This window comes from Pelagicoccus sp. SDUM812003 (assembly GCF_031127815.1).
Lineage (GTDB): Bacteria > Verrucomicrobiota > Verrucomicrobiia > Opitutales > Opitutaceae > Pelagicoccus.
The window spans coordinates 1-18,568 of record NZ_JARXHY010000026.1 but is presented as its reverse complement, the minus strand read 5'-3'; the positions used below and the strand labels follow the sequence as shown (position 1 = coordinate 18,568).

General features: G+C 48.5%; 16 protein-coding genes. 1 reads left to right on the top strand and 15 read right to left on the bottom strand.

The features are described from left to right. Positions 1-195: 195 nt before the first annotated feature. The 7 genes from QEH54_RS21670 to QEH54_RS21645 all read right to left on the bottom strand — a co-directional run bounded on the left by QEH54_RS21670 (position 196) and on the right by QEH54_RS21645 (position 8,216). Positions 196-1,131, bottom strand: a complete 936-nt coding sequence (locus tag QEH54_RS21670) for a Wzz/FepE/Etk N-terminal domain-containing protein (protein ID WP_309020817.1) — start codon at positions 1,129-1,131, stop codon at positions 196-198. A 41-nt stretch (positions 1,132-1,172) separates the two neighbouring features. Next, the gene (locus QEH54_RS22935) at positions 1,173-1,544 is read right to left on the bottom strand and encodes a four helix bundle protein (protein WP_345785687.1); all 372 of its coding nucleotides are present in this window, start codon (positions 1,542-1,544) and stop codon (positions 1,173-1,175) included. Positions 1,545-1,592: 48 nt separating this feature from the next. Further along, complete coding sequence (locus QEH54_RS21665) at positions 1,593-4,064, bottom strand: SLBB domain-containing protein (protein WP_309020816.1); 2,472 nt, start codon at positions 4,062-4,064, stop codon at positions 1,593-1,595. A gap of 298 nt (positions 4,065-4,362) precedes the next feature. Then, positions 4,363-4,791 carry a TA system VapC family ribonuclease toxin gene (locus tag QEH54_RS21660; protein ID WP_309020815.1) on the bottom strand — a complete coding sequence of 143 codons (429 nt, stop codon included), beginning with the start codon at positions 4,789-4,791 and terminating at the stop codon, positions 4,363-4,365. Further along, positions 4,792-5,022 carry a hypothetical protein gene (locus QEH54_RS21655; RefSeq protein ID WP_309020814.1) on the bottom strand — a complete coding sequence of 77 codons (231 nt, stop codon included), beginning with the start codon at positions 5,020-5,022 and terminating at the stop codon, positions 4,792-4,794. Between the two features lie 190 nt (positions 5,023-5,212). Beyond that, positions 5,213-6,637 (bottom strand): capsule assembly Wzi family protein, encoded by a 1,425-nt coding sequence (locus tag QEH54_RS21650; protein ID WP_309020813.1) that lies wholly within the window; start codon positions 6,635-6,637, stop codon positions 5,213-5,215. A gap of 211 nt (positions 6,638-6,848) precedes the next feature. Next, positions 6,849-8,216 carry an ATP-binding protein gene (locus tag QEH54_RS21645; protein ID WP_309020812.1) on the bottom strand — a complete coding sequence of 456 codons (1,368 nt, stop codon included), beginning with the start codon at positions 8,214-8,216 and terminating at the stop codon, positions 6,849-6,851. Between the two features lie 444 nt (positions 8,217-8,660). Here QEH54_RS21645 and QEH54_RS21640 point away from each other — a divergent pair, with 444 nt between their 5' ends. Further along, a complete protein-coding gene (locus QEH54_RS21640) occupies positions 8,661-9,335 on the top strand; it encodes a hypothetical protein (RefSeq protein ID WP_309020811.1) in 675 nt (224 codons plus the stop codon). A 59-nt stretch (positions 9,336-9,394) separates the two neighbouring features. On the opposite strand, the gene QEH54_RS21635 is transcribed toward QEH54_RS21640, so the two are convergent. From QEH54_RS21635 to QEH54_RS21600, 8 genes are all read right to left on the bottom strand, one after another. Further along, on the bottom strand, positions 9,395-10,363 hold the full coding sequence (locus tag QEH54_RS21635) for a GDP-mannose 4,6-dehydratase (RefSeq protein ID WP_309020810.1): 969 nt from the start codon (positions 10,361-10,363) through the stop codon (positions 9,395-9,397). Positions 10,364-10,706: 343 nt separating this feature from the next. Continuing rightward, positions 10,707-11,795: a glycosyltransferase gene (locus tag QEH54_RS21630; RefSeq protein ID WP_309020809.1), complete on the bottom strand. Its 1,089-nt coding sequence runs from the start codon at positions 11,793-11,795 to the stop codon at positions 10,707-10,709. Between the two features lie 177 nt (positions 11,796-11,972). Continuing rightward, positions 11,973-12,737, bottom strand: coding sequence for a class I SAM-dependent methyltransferase (locus QEH54_RS21625; protein WP_309020808.1), 765 nt, complete (start codon positions 12,735-12,737; stop codon positions 11,973-11,975). Positions 12,738-12,751: 14 nt separating this feature from the next. Then, a complete protein-coding gene (locus QEH54_RS21620; RefSeq protein WP_309020807.1) occupies positions 12,752-13,597 on the bottom strand; it encodes an alpha-1,2-fucosyltransferase in 846 nt (281 codons plus the stop codon). Then, positions 13,594-14,646 (bottom strand): glycosyltransferase family 10, encoded by a 1,053-nt coding sequence (locus QEH54_RS21615; protein ID WP_309020806.1) that lies wholly within the window; start codon positions 14,644-14,646, stop codon positions 13,594-13,596. The genes QEH54_RS21620 and QEH54_RS21615 overlap by 4 nt, the downstream gene beginning before the upstream one ends. Positions 14,647-15,285: 639 nt before the next feature. After that, positions 15,286-16,266 carry an NAD(P)-dependent oxidoreductase gene (locus tag QEH54_RS21610; RefSeq protein WP_309020805.1) on the bottom strand — a complete coding sequence of 327 codons (981 nt, stop codon included), beginning with the start codon at positions 16,264-16,266 and terminating at the stop codon, positions 15,286-15,288. Continuing rightward, on the bottom strand, positions 16,263-17,330 hold the full coding sequence (locus tag QEH54_RS21605; protein WP_309020831.1) for a glycosyltransferase family 4 protein: 1,068 nt from the start codon (positions 17,328-17,330) through the stop codon (positions 16,263-16,265). Before QEH54_RS21605 ends, QEH54_RS21610 begins: the two co-directional genes overlap by 4 nt. A gap of 62 nt (positions 17,331-17,392) precedes the next feature. After that, entirely contained in the window at positions 17,393-18,454 is a 1,062-nt protein-coding gene (locus QEH54_RS21600) for a glycosyltransferase family 4 protein (RefSeq protein ID WP_309020804.1), read from the bottom strand. Positions 18,455-18,568: the final 114 nt, after the last annotated feature.

Here is an 18,568-nt window from a genome sequence, read left to right as displayed (position 1 = left end):
AATGGCTTGGCGAAGCGTTTTATGCTGAGGAAGGTTGCCTCCCTAGGGCTTTTAGGTCGCCGCGCTGAGGCGACGTTTTACGCAATATGATCGGTTCGGCGGTGGGTTCAGCTTTCTGAAACCCCAGAGGGCGTTGTCGGAGTTGACGATGGTTTTGCGCCTAACTAGGCGTGACGCGGCGGTACCGCCCTATCTTTAGGAGGATTTGGATTTCTTAGCGGTTTCGACGAAGTGGAAAACGAAGCAGAGAAACAGCCCTAAGAATCCGCCCAGCATACCGCTCGCGATCACGATCAGACCTCTTTTCGGTTTGGACTTCACTTCTGGAGTGACAGCCGGGTCGATGATCTTGAAAGCGTAGTCCTTCTTCGCATTGGCGAGCATGGCGTTTTTGGTCTGGCTTTCTATCAGGGTATAAAGCGCCTCTCTTATTTCGAGCACCTTGGTTTTGCTGAGCTGCTCGTTCAAGTATTCCAGGTTTTTGCTCGCTTCGGCGAGAGCCTGTTTCCTGAGGTGTTCGTTGAGGGTCGCGATCAATTCGTTGGTCCACGCCGACGCAAGTTTTGGGTCTTGCATTTCCAGGGCCACGGTCACGATGCCGGATTTCTTGTCCTGTGAAACGGACAGGATCCCGTTTGTGAATCGGTCGTATGCCTCTTGTTTGGTCGGGCGATTGTCTTCGCCTCGACGCTCCTTGGCCACGGTCCATTGCTGGGTTCCCTCGTCCCATTGATTGGGAAACAGAGCCTTTAGCCGCTCCTCCTGAGTGAGGAATGGGGCCAGGAACTGACGCGATTTCAACACGGCGAGGGCGTTATCGGTCGAGCCGCCTCCGCCGAAGTCGATGCCGGCCATGGAGGCGAGGCCCCCGAATTGACCCGCGAGAGCTGCGAGGCCTCCTCCGGATTTCTCTTCATTGCTAGGGGCGAGCGTGGCCTCTGCCTTATAGTATACTGGGGCGTTGAGAGCGTAGAAGATGCCAAGCACACCAGCCAGCGGCCCGAGCGTCAGCCACAGCCATTTGCGCCTCCAGACGATATTCCAGAGATCGATGAGCGATAGCTCGTCTTCTTCCTGCGGGTAGTAGGGATAAGGTGGATACGGAGGAGGTTGTTGATTCGCTTCGCTCATCTAATTGAAAATTGAATATCGCAGATTGAAAATTCGATATGCTAGCGATTTGACTGTCTTAGATAGCGGTCAAATCCTGAGATTGATTTTGATAGACTTATTGTTTTGTCGCGGACTGAATTGAACAGCTCATCTGTGATGTATTTTAGGTCCGAAGCAACGACGGTGAGTGAACGTACTTCACCGGAACTGGCTTTAGCGTAATTTAGGAACTGACAAAATTCTTTAGTAGATCGGCGTTCAAAGCCTTCGGCTATGTTGGTCATGATAGAGACGCCGGCTCTCTGTATTTGATCCTTTAGACCGAAATCTTTCGCGAAGTTAGAGCCTTTTGTCAGAGAGTATATAAGAGCGACGATTGCCCTTGATTCTTGCCATACGGGTAGTTCCTCGAAGGACTTGTACGCGGCCATAGTTTTTTCAATCTGTAATCTTCAATTTTCAATCACCGCAAAGCGGTGCTAGAACGAATTGATAGCGGCGGCGCCGAGGGCGATTTGATAGAAGATCTGGCTGGTGGCGCTCCAGAGCTTTAGCGGAGCCATGCGATCCACGTCGATCGGCACCACAATCGTATCGCCGGGTTGGATACTAATGCTTCCATTGGGGAAAAAGCGGGAGCGTTTTTCGGTTTCGACCCGTCCATTGGCACGCACGATGTAGATTTGCTTCTTGTCAGCGTTGCGCATCAGGCCTCCGGAGAGGGAGATGTAATCGTCGCGCGTCAGGTCATTTTGATAAAGATGGGAGGTGGGGTAGTTGACGCTTCCGATGATGGTGACCGCTTGCGGCTCCTTGGGCACCTTGAGCTTGTCGCCGGCCTTGAGCGTCACGTCCCTCATGCCCATTAGGATCTCAGGCAGGTTGATTACTAGCCGTCCCGCCGCCTCAGTGTTTTCAAGCTGCTCCAGAAGGGACTCCGCGGTGCTGATACTGTCCGAAGAGACGTCGTCGTTTTGCAGAGAGGTGCTGGCGATCTCGCCGCGCAGGCGCTCGCGAAGCTTCAGGATGTTTTCCTGCTCCGCCACCCGCAGGCTTTCTCTGAGGAAAACGGCCGACTCAGGGTGGGCGAGCGAGGTGAGCCCTCCTGCTCGTTCGATGACTTGCGAGAGCGTTTCGCCCCTCTCGATCGTATAGACTCCGGGGAAACGGATTTCCCCCGAAAGCTCGATCTGCTCGTTTTCTGTCCACTCGGGGATGCGCTTGATGGTGAGCAAATCGAAGGGCTTCAACTCGATGTCCAAGCTGGGGTTGGATTCCAAGCTTACCAAGTCTATGGGCAGCAAGATGGAGTCCCTGACGGTCTTCCCGTTGTCGCTGAAGCGTAGAAGTTCCGCCTCGAGCGTGTAGGCGTCCTGGGTGAAGCCGCCGCCCGCTCGGATCAGGTCGGAGATGGGCATCTGCTGGTCGAGCGGGTATTCTCCCGGGTGGCGCACGCTTCCGGAGATGCTGACGATCTTCTGAGGCTCGGCGCTGGTGCCTTGGGCCTTGAGGCGTTCGATCACTTGCTCGATGTTCTCTCGCTCCACGTTGGTATCATCGAAAACGATGATGCGATCGTTCGGTCTCAGTTCGAGATTGTGCCTCGAATCCTGGCCAAGGAAATACTTCTCGAAGCTGAAGGAGCGCGTGCTCCATCGACCGTCGATGGGATTCTTGGAGACGACGAGAGCATAGCTAAGGTCGGCGTCGTTCTGCAGTTGTTCGATGTGTGAAATGATGTCGGATATGCGAATGCCTTCGTGCCACTGGTAGTCTCCCGGGCGTTCCACCATGCCCTCCACGCGAACGTAGTTGTCCACTCGATCGAGCGCTGAGTAGATGCGCACGGTGTCGCCATCCTTTATCGGAGTATCTCCCGAGCCGCTTTTCGTTAGGTCAACATCCAGCAAGGTCTTGAGACCGTTGTCGGAGATGCGCTCGATCTGGGACAGCGATGGGTAGGCCAGCGAAGTCAGCCCGCCGGCAAGTTCGATAACCTGATCGATGCTATCCTCGTTTTTCAATTCGTAGATGGCAGGACGGCGGACTTCGCCTGCTACACCAGTGAGCTTGCCGACCGGCGGCACGAAAATCACGTCGCCAGGTTGCAGAGGCAGGTCTTTGGAAATGTCTCCCCTCAGCAGGAGATCGTACAGGTCGAGAATCGCGATGACTTCACCCTCTCGCTTCAATTCGATGTTGCGCAGGGAGCCGATGGAGCGAATGCCACCGCTGACGAAAAGAGCGTTGGTGATGGTGGAAAGCGAGCTCACCGTGTAGGCCCCGGGATGCTTCACGTCGCCGAGAAGAAAGACGCGGATGGAGCGAAGCTCGCCGAGGGTGATGAAGACGTCCATGCCGATCATTTGCTCGGACACGCGCCTGGCGATATTCTGTTTCAGCTCCTGAAAGGTTTGCCCCACAACGGATATGGGGCCGAGCTCCGGCACTTGGAGAATCCCTTCGCGGGAGACGTAGAGGTCGTAGCTAGCGCTTTGCTTGCCGAAGAGCTGGATGCGCACCTGATCGCCGGGGCCGACAACGTAGTCCACCGGGACGGGAATGTCTATGGTGCCAGGGGCGAAGGTGGTGGGCGTGCCCGCGAAGAGATTGTAGCCGAACTGCTTGAGCTCCTGCTCGATCTTTTTCTCGCTGAACTGCTCTTCGTCTTCCGAGGTCCCAGTGGACTTTTCGAACGACTCCTTGATGCGTTCGTCGGACTCGACCGTCTCGTCTCGGGTGACGACTTCCTGCTGTTCGATCGGTCTATTGGCGTTTTCCGACTGGTTGGCGGAATTGTACTTGCGAAGCTCCTCGATTGCCTGGGCCCGCAAGGCAGGCGGAAGGCTGTTGAGTTTCGCCTGCTGCTCTGAGGATAGAGTCTGGGCGTTCGAGCTGACGGCGCTGAAAACACCTAGGAACGAAAGAAGAAGGATCTTGGGCAACTTCATGAGTCTGAATTGAAAATGGGAGTAGTGACTAACCGCAAAGAACGCGAAGGACGCAAAGGGATTTTGACGGATCGGAGATTAAAAGTTCAAGATAGCAGATTGGGCCAGACAAGAGCTTAACCGCGGAGAAGGTTCCTAATTTCCAATCAGCAATTAGTAATTTTCAATTCGGTTCAGAACGAAGTGATGATCGACAAGTGGCCTCCGGACGCGTTCTCCGCGAGGCAGCGTGGAATAAAGAGGAATCTCGATCTGCTTTCGCTACGCTCCAGCCCGTTTTCGATCTTCGGTTTGGAGGTTAGTTTCCAATAAGAAAGACGTGGTCGGCGTGTGGCGTATTGTTCCAGGCGCGCTTCAGTCGTCTGTCGAGGGTGGCGAGCTTGCCGTCGTTTTTCGAGGCCAGTTGGACCAGATAAGTGTCGGTAAGCTGTTTGGGGCCAAACTTCGTGACGTCGTGCTTTCGGAGGCTTATTGAGTCAGGCCAAAAGGAGTGGTTGCTGCTTTGAGCGAATTGGTTGAGTGATGAAAGGGCTTCCTGCGGGGTGGTTTCAATATTCGGGTATTTCGGGTTGGAAATGACGCGGGCAAATCCGTTTTCGGTCAGAGGACAGCTCGCCCAAGCAAATGATCCCTGTCGAGAGACCCAGTCATGGCACTGCTCGTGGTGCAGATGAGTAGGGTCGAAGAGAGCCAGCAGTACGTTAACGTCGAGCAGGTAGCGTGACATTTACTCGGAGTCGCGCAGCTCATTTACCTCATCGATAGTGAGCGGGGTGGTGTCTACGGAGCTGGGGTTAAGGATCGGAATGCCATTGCGGGTGCCTAATTGTGTCTTCCGCTTTTGAAGTCCCTTGCGGGCCAACTCTGACAGCACCTGGCCGAGTGTTTTGTTGTAGCGTTCCGCCAAAGCCTTAGCGGACTGGATGATGTCTTCGTCCAGATTGACGGTCGTTCTCATATATGAAGCATCACGCATCGCGCATCAGGTGTCAACGTTCTCGTCAACGGGGAGGGGAGCAAGGGGGGAGAGATTGAAGACTAAAAACTTAAGATTGCAGGTTTGCAAAAAGAGCAAAGCGGTGCTCGTGGAAAGGGTTCCTAATTTTCAATTTTTGGTTTTAGATCTTAAATTTCGGCGATTTGCCGAACTAAAACGACGTTGTGATCGACACATGCCCGCCGAAGTCGTCATCGCTCTCTCCGCTGACTTGATTCTCCTCGTCGATGTAGTGGAGGCCAAGGTTCAGCCTCGGATGACTGATGGCTGATGGCTGATGGCTGATAAAAGGAAGGAATGAAAGGTCGCTGAGTTCAGTGAAAACTTCGAAGGACTGTCCTTCGACAGGTTCGATGGTGACGGAATTGGGGCCTCGACCATCGCGGTTGAGGGAGTAGTTACGGTATTTGGCTCCCCAAAGGTTTCCGTTTTCTTGAACGATGAACCCGCCGATGGAGCGCATCACGCCGTCTCCGTCCATAGCGTGCCCGATGGATCGACCATGGTAGCGGTACCCACTGCGGTAGATTCCGTGGTTGTAGGCTGTGTTGAAATCCCGACTTGGACGTGGATCTCGTCTTAAATACCCGGCTCGAGTATCCGCCCATTCCCAGTACGCTCTCCAGGTCGTTCCAGTTCTCGCAAGCTCGCCCCATGTTTCGAAACCGCCCATAATCATGTTGGCATCAGGAAGAAAGGTTTCCTCATCCTCGCCAATTATCTGAAAGTAGTGAGCGAAATTGTAGCCGGGAATTCTTAGACGGTAGTCGATCCCTGCCAGCTGGTTGCCTGGCTCGTTCTCGTTGGTGATTCCGTTGACCGCGTTGTCTTCGCCTAAAAGTAGTTTCCAAAAAGTATCCAATCCTCCGGGACGTCCGTCACCCGCCCATTGTGCCGCTCGGCTCAACCCGATGTCCAAATTGTCCCAACCGAACGGGGAAAAGTCGATGCGCATGCCGAAAAGGCGTGCGTCGGAGCCGGGTCGTTCACCCTCGTCGTTGTCCAGCTGTCCCATGAAGGTCGTGAAGGTCCAAGGGCCGATCCACTTGAGCCACTTGTTTTCAAACGCATCGGGCGAGATGCGAGTGAGCGATAGAGCGGGAACGGGGCGAGCGTTGTTGGAAAGGATCAGCGAACCGTCCCAGCCCGGTCCCCACCAGCGCTCCACCTGATCGATCCCGAAGGACCAGTTTCCGAGAGCCACGGCCAAGTAGGACCCGTCGAGGCGAAACTCGTCCCCATCCAAGGGATCGTCCGCGTAGGTGAACGACAAGTTCCCCGCGAACCACTCGCTCAGCCAGGACTGCGAAAGGGATGCTTGGAACTGCTCCCGAGGTTGCGAACCAAAGCTGCGGAAAGGAAGCGTATCGGACGCGATAGAAAACGATGCTTCAGTCGCTCCAAATCCTAGCTCGCTTTCATTTTCGTAAAGTGCCCCCATCCGACTTTGGGCGACTGCCTGCGATTCGAGATCACCGATCACTGATCCGTGATCGCCGAGGGAGTCTCGCCCGAGGGGCCATGGCCAAGTCAGCACAGCGCTTTCGATCGCTGCGTTGTCTCGAAGCAGCAGCATGTCGTGGCGATCTGTAATTGAGTCGGACTCGATGCGCGGAGAAGCAAGCGCTGTGGAGCTTGCTGACACAGCCCACGCAATTGCTAGGAGGGAAAAAGAATGGGATCTCTTCATTGAAAGGTGTGTATAACCGCGAAGTACGCGAAGAACGCAAAGATTTTATGGATCAAGGGAAGTATCATTGAGCACATGTTGGAATTGGGTGGGGGGATCATGTTAGAGCATTGAGCACCGTAGTTGGGCTGATGAGGTGGAGGTCACCTTTCTTGCCAGCTTTTGCTTTACTCCACAGGGCGAATCGGAGCTCCTGGCCCTTTCTGATTGGCAGCTGCTCGGCTACTTCCTGAAGGCGATAGAGTGTTCTGATTGGGTCGATGGAATTCGACCATTTCGCTTCGCCGACGAGAACGCACCGTTTATCGGCGGATTCGCTGACGATATCGATCTCTCTGTCATTAGAGCCTTTCCACCAACGTTTTGCGGGTTGCCAGACCATGTTCGCAGTGTTCAGTCGGGAAACGGAACGGCGAGCCAGATCTTCCCATACCAGACTCACGTGTTGGGAAAGGGATGGGGTTATATCGTCGAAAACAGTGTTCGTATCTCCCATCTCGAGCCGAGATCGATTAGGTTCTACGAATTTGTAGATGAAGGCTAGGTAGGGGTCCGACAGTTTATAGAGCCCGCGTTTCGACTTTTTCTCGTTCTCGCCAAAAGGGGTTTCGCGGCGTACGTAGCCAAGTTCCACTAGGTTTGCGATAGGGCGTGTTAGCTGCGTAGCCGGTTTGCCGATACGCGCTGCAAGTTCTGAAATTCGATGGGAACCGTTTCCGATCAGTGACAGCAACGAGATCGCCAGTGAGGAATCGTTTAGATCGTCTAGTAGAAGCCTGCGCATCTCATCGTGGAGGATGCCATCGCGATCTAAGATGAGAGCCTTGGTGAAGCTTTCGATGGAGTCATAACTTCGCGCCAGTTCCCAATAGCGAGGTGTCCCGCCGAGTGTTGCGTAGGCCGTGATTGAGTCGTTGGCATCGAAGCTCAAAGCTTTAGTGATCCACCCGCATTCTAGCGGACGAATTTTCATGAACAGTTGGCTTCGACCATAAAGAGGCTCCGCGGCTCCCATGGCGAGATTGAGCATCATGCGCTGCGATGAGCCGCATAGGATCAGGTGGGTGTTCTTTAGGCGGCGCGTGTCTAGAAGTCTTTGGATAACGCTTGGTAGCTCAGGGCTGGTCGCTGCCAGGTAGGGGAACTCGTCCAGAATAAGGCAGCTTCCCTGAGACATCCTTCCGTCAACTTGGGTGAGGATGCTTTCCCAGGAAGGGTACTGGACCTGATCGAATCCGTCGAATCGCAAGGCTACATCGCGGGCAAGTCGTTCGCGTTGCAAGGTAGGGTCTTGTTTGTCTGCGAGAAAGTAGAGATCTTGCTCTCGTGAGAACTCTTGCAGGAGACGCGATTTTCCGCAACGGCGTCTTCCGTACAGAATCGCTAGTGAAGGTACCTCAAGGCTTGCGAATGAGCGTAGTTTTTCGAGTTCCCCTTCTCTGTCCAAAAATCGGAGGCTTCTCATTGCATCAATGATAATGCAAAGGAAACATTATGTATGTCTAGCATAATTCTTTGAAAGGTTGCGGCCAGCATGCTGATTAAGGTGTTCCGTACGCCCCGAGAGGAGCTCTACTGACGAGGAAATCTCTGTGAGTGCCGAAGTAATCCAAGAGCCGGAAGACAGGCGATTACCCAGGAGATCCAGAGTGGCGATAGATTGAAATAGGAAAGGAGACAGACCGTACCGCAAAGAGTTGCCCAAAGCGTATAGGCTGAGGTGACGAAGCGGTGTGACTTCCCGCTTTGCACCCAACGCTGGTAGAGATGGGATCGATGCGCTTCGAGTACATTCTCATTCCGCATCAAACGCCGAAACAGAGTAAAGGAGCCGTCGAATAGAAAAGGAAAAAGAGCGAGTGCCCCATAATTAACATGGATCCACAGATCGTACAGATCACTAGAGGCGATGAGCAAAGGAAAGGCCCCAAAGAGAAACCCAAGCGACCCGCTTGAACTATCGCCCATGAAGACTTTTGCAGGCGGCCAATTGAATAGCAGAAATGCTAGGAGACCTCCGATTGTGACCGTCGCTAGCAGTGAGCCCATTGTGTTTTGGGAGTCTTTGGAGATTACGTACCAAACGACTGCCGCAACAATCCCCTGGCAGGTCGCGATCCCGTCGATGCCGTCCATGAAGTTGAAGATATTCAGGCAACCAACGAGCCAGATGGTCAAGATCGCCAAGGTGAGCATCGCTAGGACGTTGGACTGTTCTGGCAGGGCGGTCCATGCAACGCTAGCTCCGCAAGTGAGATGGGCGGATAAGCGCAAGGTTGAGGGAAGATTCTTTATATCATCCACAAACCCGATGAGAGCTACAGCCGAGAATGCGATCAAGAGAGAGGGATCTTCGAGTTGTATTTCGAATACTTGCAATCCTATGAATAAAGAGGCGATGAGACCAATTGGAATGAATATACCGCCCCCTCTTGGAGTGGGAATGGAGTGCGAGCTCCTTTGGTTGGGTGTGTCGAGTATATTCCTCGCTCGTGCCATGCGTATATACAGAGGAATGCCCAAAGTTCCCAAAACAAGGCTGGCGATTGCGAACAGAAGGAGCGTGGTGGAGGTCATTCGCTAATGGAACGTTGTAATTTGGAATCTACTTCAATTTCGCAATATGCGAAGTGTGTAAACAAGTTAGATTCGTAAATCGCAGACCCATTCCTTGTTCTCAAGATACCAATCTACGGTACGTTGCATTCCTGTATCAAAGTCTATTTCTGGCGACCAGTTTAACAGCTCTTTCGCTTTTTCGATGTTGGCCCAGGTGTGTTTCATATCGGATTTGTTGAAAGGACGCTCGTCGATAGTCGCTTTCTTTCCAAGCAGCTTTTCGAAAGTATTGATCATCTTAAGAATGGAAATCGGATTGTTTCCTCCTCCTAGATTGATGATTTCATACCCCACCTCTGCTAGGGCAAGAATGGTGCCGCGGGCAATGTCGTCGACGTAGGTGAAATCGCGAGATTGAGTGCCATCGCCGAAGAGCTTGATGGGGGTACCTTCGTCAATCCATTTGATAAATCGAAGTGGGCTCATATCTGGTCTGCCAGCTGGCCCATATACTGTGAAGTAGCGTACCACTGACACATCGAACCCATAGAGGTAGTGGTAGGTGTAGGCCATCACTTCGGCCGCCTTTTTCGAGGCAGCGTACGGAGAGATCGGTTGGTTGACCGGAAGTGACTCCAGAAAGGGCATTTCCTGGCCTGCATAAAGCGATGATGTCGAGGCGAGAACCAATTTCTTTATGTTGTTCTTCCGCATGCATTCCAGCAGGTTGAGCGTGCCATCTGCGTTCGAATTCAGATAGACATGCGGATTCTCCATGCTATAGCGAACCCCAGCCCGTGCAGCGAGATTGATGACGGCATCAAAACGATGGTTCGAAAACAGGTAGTTGAGCAGCCCTAGGTTTTCGATATCACCATTCACAAGTTCAAACGAATCACTTTTCTTCAACTGTTCGGTGCGCCAATCCTTCAATCGAGTGTCATAGTAAGAGTTGAAATTATCAATACCGATGACCTTGTGTCCCTGCTCTATGAGCATCGAGGAAGTCCTCCAGCCAATAAATCCAGCACAGCCTGTTACGAGAATTGTCATATTATAGAGGTGTTGATAGCGGATGTCAAAATCAAGGTATTCAATGGTAGTCTGTGATGTACGTGATCAGATTTGCAGATTTACAATGGGACTCTTTCGGATGCGAATGTCGGTAAGTCTTGAGTTTTTCTTGTCACGGCCAAGCTCATTCGAATGATTTGCTCGTCTCGGAATCGATTGACGACGAAGCCTGTTTAGTGGGCTCTAGATGCTGTATAGTGGGTTAGTCGCCTCTGCTTTATATTGCTGCTGGGTGTGATTGAGCATTCTGGTGGTCGATGGCCCTTGCTGTTTTAAACTATAAAAATGCTTTTGATTTGATTTCAAGTCTAACAATACTTTGCTAGTTGTTTAGTGATTCACGGTCTTTGGTTGTGTGCTTTGAAGAGGACAGTAATGAGGTAATGAGTAAGAGATTAAGCACCTGTTCGTATGAAATCTGAATAAGTCCTCTTATGAACATAAAGCTAAAAAGGTTTAAGATATTGTTTTTATAGTTGTTTTTAAATGTAAGCACTGTAAATATAAAATACTTTTTGGACAAGAAGTTGTATAGTTTTATTCTGTCGAATTGTCTTTCTTTTCTGTTCGCTTTGATTAACCTGTACAGGTGGCTTTTAACATAGCTAGCATTCTTATTCAGGAGTATCATGTCAGTATTTAATCCAAGTCTAAAATGCATGATTGATTCGTCTGCATTCAAGTCTAATCCAAGTATCGCGAGTTGCTCTTTCTGAACCTTGGAAATTAGCGGGTATCTTGAGGTTAGTCTCTCTTTGTTCGTGTTCGCGGTGATGCTTGTGGGGGACACCCGGTAATATATTAGTGGTTGTTGAATGTTGAAAAATCTAGTTTTGTCGGCCAATCTTGACCAGAGTTCGTAGTCTTGAGAGTTGTTGAAATCAACGTTGTAAATATAATCTAGTTCGTCTAGCAGCTTTTTTCGGATGATAACTGTCGGGTGGATGAAGCAAACAGAAAACAGTAATCGCACTCTCAATGAGTCATGGTCCTCTGGGTGTCGCAATACTTGCCTTTTTGTGGGGTTGTCCTGGAAGAGGTAAGCTAATGTTCCACAAACCCCAATCTCTTTGTGTGAGTCCATGAACGCGATCTGTTTCTCGATACGATTGGGCAGGGAAATATCGTCAGCGTCCATGCGTGCGATGTATCTTCCTTCCGCAAGTGCGATGCCTTCGTTTAGTGAGTATGGTAGGCCTTTGTTTTCGCGGCTGATTAACGTGATTCGTTTGTCTTTTGCCAGATAGGACTCAATGATCGATCGGCTCCTGTCGGCAGAGCCGTCATCGATAATAATGAACTCAAAGTCGGTGAACGTTTGATGGAGGATGCTCTCGATTGATTCAGCGAGGTATTTCTCGCTGTTGTAAACGGACATTACTATTGAGATGGCTGGTTTGTTGGCTGGCATGAATTTGTTCAAAATTAGGAGTAAGTCCCAAATCGTTCAGTGCCGCGATGAAGGCTGAGTTCCTGATGATTTGATAGCTTTGTTGGATAATAGTTCAAGTCTCCTGGGGTCTTTGATGGTAGTCTTCGGGTCAGGGCGGCGATGAGGTTGGTTTCTTGCTCTGTCGCTAGTGCGTTCCTACTTTTTTTTCAGTCTCAAGTATATCCTTTCGCAATTATTGTTCTTGGCGTGAAAACAGTGGTTTTTGTAATATCTATGGTAGGCGTTGTTGATGGTTTTGCTTTTGATTACGTAGAAGTTGTTGTTTATTATCTTTGAAACTAATTTCTTGTGAACTGGTGACTTTTGTATGTAACACACTTTTTCAAATGTAAAATCACCCTCGAAATACTTTTTTAAGGTTTCTAGGTCGAAATGTTGAAAATGTTTGTATGAGACGGGTACGTTCTTGTGGGGTACTGTTAAGAAGAGAAAGCCACCAGTATTTATCAGTCCGGATAGGGCATTCACAAAGTTTTCACATGATTTCAAAGGTATGTGTTCAAGGACTTCAATTAAGGTCAGTGCGTCGACCTTTTTCATATTCTTTGCCTCGGTAATATCTAATCGTTTGTAGTCAACTGCTGGAGACATTGCTTTGGCTAGGTTTATCGCCCTTTCAGAGTAGTCGATACCTATTACCTCTTTGTTGTTAAACTCCTCGTGTAGCTCTTTCGTTATTCTCCCGTCTCCGCAGCCTAAGTCATAAATTGATTGAATATTTTGGTCTAATTCCTTGATTTCCTCTAGTATAAATTCTATCGCGGTAACGTAATTTATTGACCATCCCCAAGTGAAGTTTTGGAAGAAATTCTTTTTGTACTCTGGGATGTAGTGATAGGGGAACCGGTATTCGATGTCTTGCTTGGTCTGTATGTCTTTCTCTGTTTCTTTTTTGTTCATTGTAGATGTAGGTATTATAATTCTATCCAGGATTCGAGTGCCCATCTGTAACCACGGTTGTTTTCAGCCATCCATTTTTTCGGAGAAATGACAATCTTGTGTGTGCGTTGGTTTAGCCAAGCAGCCCACCAGCTAAAGGAGCTGTTCGCGATGATGTTGTGCTGGCACTGGCTCATGAGCGTGATATCGTCGATTTCAGTGACAGTGTTGTTAACGTAGATAGGGTTTTTAATGAAATTGAGATTCTGTTCACACCACTCTAGGTCATTTGAGAAAATGTAAAACTTAGGTGATTGCACCTTTGATTTTATGTAATCTGTTGCGTTCTTGTAGTAATCTAGGCTAAGCACTCCTATCTCTGGATGATTGAGGTAATCCCCCCTTCTTACGTGAATGCTTACTGTATTGCTCCTTTGGGTCATTAGAAATAGATCTTGAGCTTGGGTGCTAAGAGGTTCGGATGGTTGCGTTTCTTGCAGTAAGATCTGCCTGATGTTCGAAAAATATTTTTCGTTTTGCCAGTATCCATCTAGATAAACCGGGTTTTTTGATAAGGCAACAGGGTCGAATATCGTCCTTTCTTTCTCACTGTAGTATGTATTGCGTTTAATTATTCCCGCTCTTCTTAATGCACGATAAATGAGATTGTCTGCTCCTTTGAGTCTTCGTATCTCCTGCTCTTTGGCGATCTCCGATTGGGTGAGGAATTGTTTTAGGCGAAAGCCATTGTGCAGTGTGTAGGTCTCGTAGGATGTGGTATCTAGTTTGAGTGGAACTTGGTGGTGGTGAGACGCTGCGCGGCCAATTGCATATTGAAACAGCTGATTGCCTATCCCGCCTGAAACTCTTACGATGATCATCGCTTGTTTCTTCCGTAGTTGTTTAAGATCGTTCGGATTATCGTTTGTGCGAAGCCCTCGCTCTTGTATGGGTATGCTAGGTCGGAGTATAGGTAGTCTTCTATGTTCTCTAGTATTCTTAAGTAATCGCTATCTGTTATACTTTTTATGTATCGGTGAAGTTCCTCGTAACTTTCGAAGTTACGTTTGTCGATGAACGTGTTGGTCGGTATGTGATTGGATATATTGTTAGCTCCCCAGTATATAGGTACGCAGCCTGCGAAAAAGCTATCAAATATCTTTTCGGTTATGTATCCTGGTATGTCTCTTGCGTTCTCGTAGCTTATAGAGAATTTGTATTGCTGCATGATTGGCTTTTTGTGCTTGATTGTACCCTTGTACGAAGAGTAAGCGGAACCCGTGAGTTTTAGCGTGAATTGCGCAAGTCGCGGTATCCTGTTGAGTGCTCTGATGATTTTGGGTCCGCTAAAGCGATATCTGTCCCAGCCAACTCCATACAGATCAAAGTCATTCGGTTGGTTTGCTTCAAACCAACGAATCGCTTTTACTCTTTCTCCGTAGAGGTCGAGGGCTAGTAGTTTTTTGTTTAGTGTGGGTATTGGCTTTTTATTGCCGGAGATTAGGACGCATAATTTTTTTTTAGTGGATAAGTCTTTGTTTATGTGCGTCGGAAATGCGTGGGCGTAGTTAAGTTTAATGTATTTATTATTGTCTACTAGGTCGTCTGCCCAGGTGAATATCTTATTGAAAAATGCGTGCTTTTTTACGTCGTAGTTATCTGGGCGAATGAACTCGCTTTCGCTTAGAATAAGATAGCTTTTTTCTATGTCTTCTTCCTTTGGAAGTGTTTCGGGCATATTGGAGGCATAAATAACGATTTGTGACTGTTCAATGCTGTTTATGTCGTGCGTTGATAAATCGTAACCTTCTTGCCGCATAGCTTTTTTGAGTTTTACAAAGCGGTCTACGCAGTTGTCACGATGACGATTCGTATCAAAAATTTTGTTTCCTGTCAGATAATTACTTACTACCAAGCAGGCTTTTTTCATATAAATATTAATTAGTTGTTGCTCTCTGGTTATTTTGAAGTGTTTAAATCGTGTGTAGGCGCTATTAGGAGCGAGGATTGTATTTTAGGAGCAGTGGTATGTGGTTGCGTTGTCGGTGCTTTGGATCAAGAATGCTTTCAGAAGAGGTCTTCTCGGTTTATAGTAGCTTTAAAGATGATTAGCTGCTAAGTGGTAAGAGGATGTTTGTCGAGGTGATGTGAATGTCTAGATGATTTCCAAGGTGTAAATCGTGTGTTGGTTTGTTTCTGTGGTGTGTTCGTAGTCTTTGCGTTTCCTTGGTTATTCTCTGAAATGTTTTATTGCTCTGGTTATTTATTTTATTTTCTGTTGAAATGAATCTGTTGATCGTTTGCGGAACGAGGTAGAAAATGTTTGCATACGAAGTGGAGATTATGTCTAGGAGGATGTTTGGTTCAATGGCGCTAAAAAACGCGCATCTTAAATAGCCATTGTGTGAAATTGATGTTCTGATCTGCGAGTTTAAGTTTTTTGTCTTTGCGTTGCAGTCGTTTGATGAAACGTGTATGTTACAAATAGAGTCGAAGTAACTGGTATAGGAGTGACATGGCATGTACGCTATCCATAAGAATGTAATAAGGTATTTCTGTTATCGAATACTTATGAATGTAGGGACTGATAGTAGTTAGCGTGGCGCTCGAGGCTAACTTCAAAACTTTCTAAGAGTTCCTTGGGGAAGATCGTTTGAATGCGGTCCGTGTTTACGCAAGTTGAAGTCGTTAGCTTATTCAGCACATTGGTGCTAAAGGGCATTTCCCAGATAGTACTGAAGCAATCTCCTATCATTGCCAGGGCCTTGATAGCGGGGAGTGGAACTCGTGGAGCTCTAGGGAATTTACATACTCGCGAAAAGCAGTCACATATCTCGTTGAGAGTCGGTGCTTCGGGAAGAGCAAGGTTTATTGTTTGGTATGGGACTTTGTCCATCGTTGCGAACTTCGCAATAAGGCTCGCGGCCGTGTCTATAGGGATCACACTCTTTCGAGCGATTCCTTCGCCTGGTATTGGAAATCGTCTTTTGCGTAGTAGGGTCGAAAGTCGAGAGAAGTTAGCTATGTCGCCTTGGCCGAAAACTGTTGCTAATCGTATTATTCGACTATCGATTGGAGATGCGAGTACCCGGTTTTCGGCAGAAATTTTTGATTTCGCATACTCGGTTATCGGGACAAGTTTCGAATCCTCTGTGGCTTGTTCGATAGAGGTCCAGTCGTAACCTGCTATGGTGCTGATGTAGACGAATTTGTTTATTCCAACTTGCTTACAGAATTCTAGAGCGTTGGCAGTGCCTATGTCGTTCGTTTGCCACATCGCCCTTTTTATTTCTTGCGTCTCGTTTGGCTGATGAGCTAACCCGGCGCAATGGATGAAGCAGTCGGCTTGTAAGTCCAAGTTGTTATATTGTTCTACGAGGCGACTGATGCGCAGTGGATCACTTAAATCACCTGCAAAGGTTGAACCGTACGCATCTGCCACGGCTTTGTCTCGAAACAGGCCAAATGCAGTTTTTCTCGCGGTGGACTTGAGGATTTCTCTCCCGAGCCAGCCCGAGGCACCACTTACAATAATTGACTGTGGATTCATGGCAACGCTTCAATTGCTTCTATGATCCGTCTGTTGACGGTGTGGACGTCAAATCGTTCCACTGCAAGTTTGCGAGACGCTTTGCCCATTCGGTGAATTAGGCTGGGATCGTCGATAAAGCGTATCATGGCTTGCTCGATATCTTCGATCGATCTGGGCCGTGCGAGAAATCCATTCTTCCCGTCAATAACGGTTTCGCGACAGCCTACAGAGTTTGTTGTAATGATCGGTCTGCCACAGGATAAGGCTTCGAGACTAGAACGGGGGCATCCTTCCCGATAGTAGGATGGTAAAACGAAAACGCTACAGTTATTGTATGCGGGACGTACGTCGTCCAATTCGCCCAAGTATTGAATTATGCCCTCAGCCTTCCATTTTTTCACCACATTTTCGGTAATTCCCTTCGGGTTGCTGTCGAAGGGGCCAAGTAGCTGAAATTGTGCTTTTCTGCCTGATGCCAAGATACGTTTTGCAGCCTCATAGTACTCATAAATGCCCTTATCGGAAATTAAGCGGGCTGTCAGGAGAAAGCTGACCGGAGTTGTCGAAGGGGTGCTCTCTGTGAACCATGATGTGTCGACACCAGACCCACCAACCACGATAGTGGTTGTGCGTGGATTGAGCAGCTTTAGTTTTTGTAAATCAGTTCGGTCGTCGTTATTCTGAAAAATCATCAAGCTGTGGCGGGAGATCGCGTTGCGATAGAGTAGCTTGGTTAGGCTACTGACTAGTCGGTGTTTGTTGCTGCTGGGTTGTGAAAAGGCGTATCCAAGTCCAGCGACGATTGTCGCAAGGTGTTTGACACCTGCAAGGCGTCCTGCAAAAGAACCGAATATTACTGGCTTTATGTTATACGAAAGCAAAAGGTCTGGTTTTTCATTCGATAGAATTCTCGCCAAGCGGATTGTGTAACGCAGGTCCCCTATTGGAGATAGACCTGCTCTGTTGATGGTTAGCTTTATGAATCTAGCTCCCCTTGATCTGAGGCGAGAGGTGAGTTCGGAGTCGCATTCTGGGGCGAGTGCCACAACGTCGTGACCTCGTTCCGTTAGAGAACGTATCATTTCACCGCGCAGATTTATCAGTGAACGTGTGTATGCACTGAGAATAAAGATTTTCACGAGGGCTAAATGATTTCAGGAGAATTCAGGTGGTTATACAAACAGAGATGTCGGTCGGAAGAATCCAGTATAGAGAATTTCTTGGACCTTTTTAAGGCATTTGATTGTAGCCGTTCTCTTAATGCTGAATTCATTAAAACCGCTCTTAAGTTCGAGCTCATTTTATCAAGGTCAGTTGGATTCGAAAGGAGGCAGCTCTCGTTGTCCTCTCCTATTACCTCCCTCAGTCCTGGTACGTTGCTTCCGATTATGGCGAGTCCTGAAGCCATCGCCTCAGCGGCGGCCAATCCAAACCCCTCAGAGTTTGATGGAGTAAGAAATATGCTTCCTTTGGATAGGAATCTAGGTATATTTTGTATGTGACCCACAAGTTTCACTTTGTCTTCAAGTCTGCTGTTTATAATGAGGTCCTGTAGCTTTTGCTGCTCAGGGCCTGTACCGGCAATCAAGTATTTGAAGTTTAGATCTCTAATATTTTTTAGGGCAAGAATGGCAGAGTGGAAGTTCTTTGCGTGCACTAGTCTGCCGACTGATAGTATAAGCGTAGGATCTTGTTCAACTTCTGATCTACGAAATCTGGAAGAATCGATTCCGTTTAGTATGACAGAGGTTTTTTGTTTTAGATACGGTCGATCTTTGGTTAAAAATTGTCTGCTCCCTTGGCTTATGCAAACCACTTTCGAAAACTGAAAATAGAGCACGGCGTCTAATAGAGTTCCGAATCGCAATTGTCTTCTGCGGTTGGTTGTGCTGTGTTCTGTTGTCACCAGGATCGCCTGGGGGTCAATTAGCTTGATATAGGGCGCAAGTAGTTGAGCAGGTGTTAGGTGTAGATGAACTATTTCGAATGGACCATTCTTCAAATACCAAGAGATCAACCGATGAGGCGCCTTCAGCGCATCGTATGGCTTTTTGTGGTTCAGGCTTTGGGTGGAATCGTTTTTATTGTTACAAAGTGTGAGGGTTATGCTCTTGTGCTTGCGAATAACGAATTGTTGGTTTAACTCGGCGACAAGTTTTTCAGCGCCTCCACTCGAAAGGTCCGGGACTATGTTGAGGATTTTCAATTCTGTAAGCGTTACCTTTGACGTGTTGGAATGGGAAGATCTGATTTCTGTTAACTATCTGGTTGGGTCTCGATTTAAATAATGATAATAATACGACTGTCGGCAAGGGGGGGG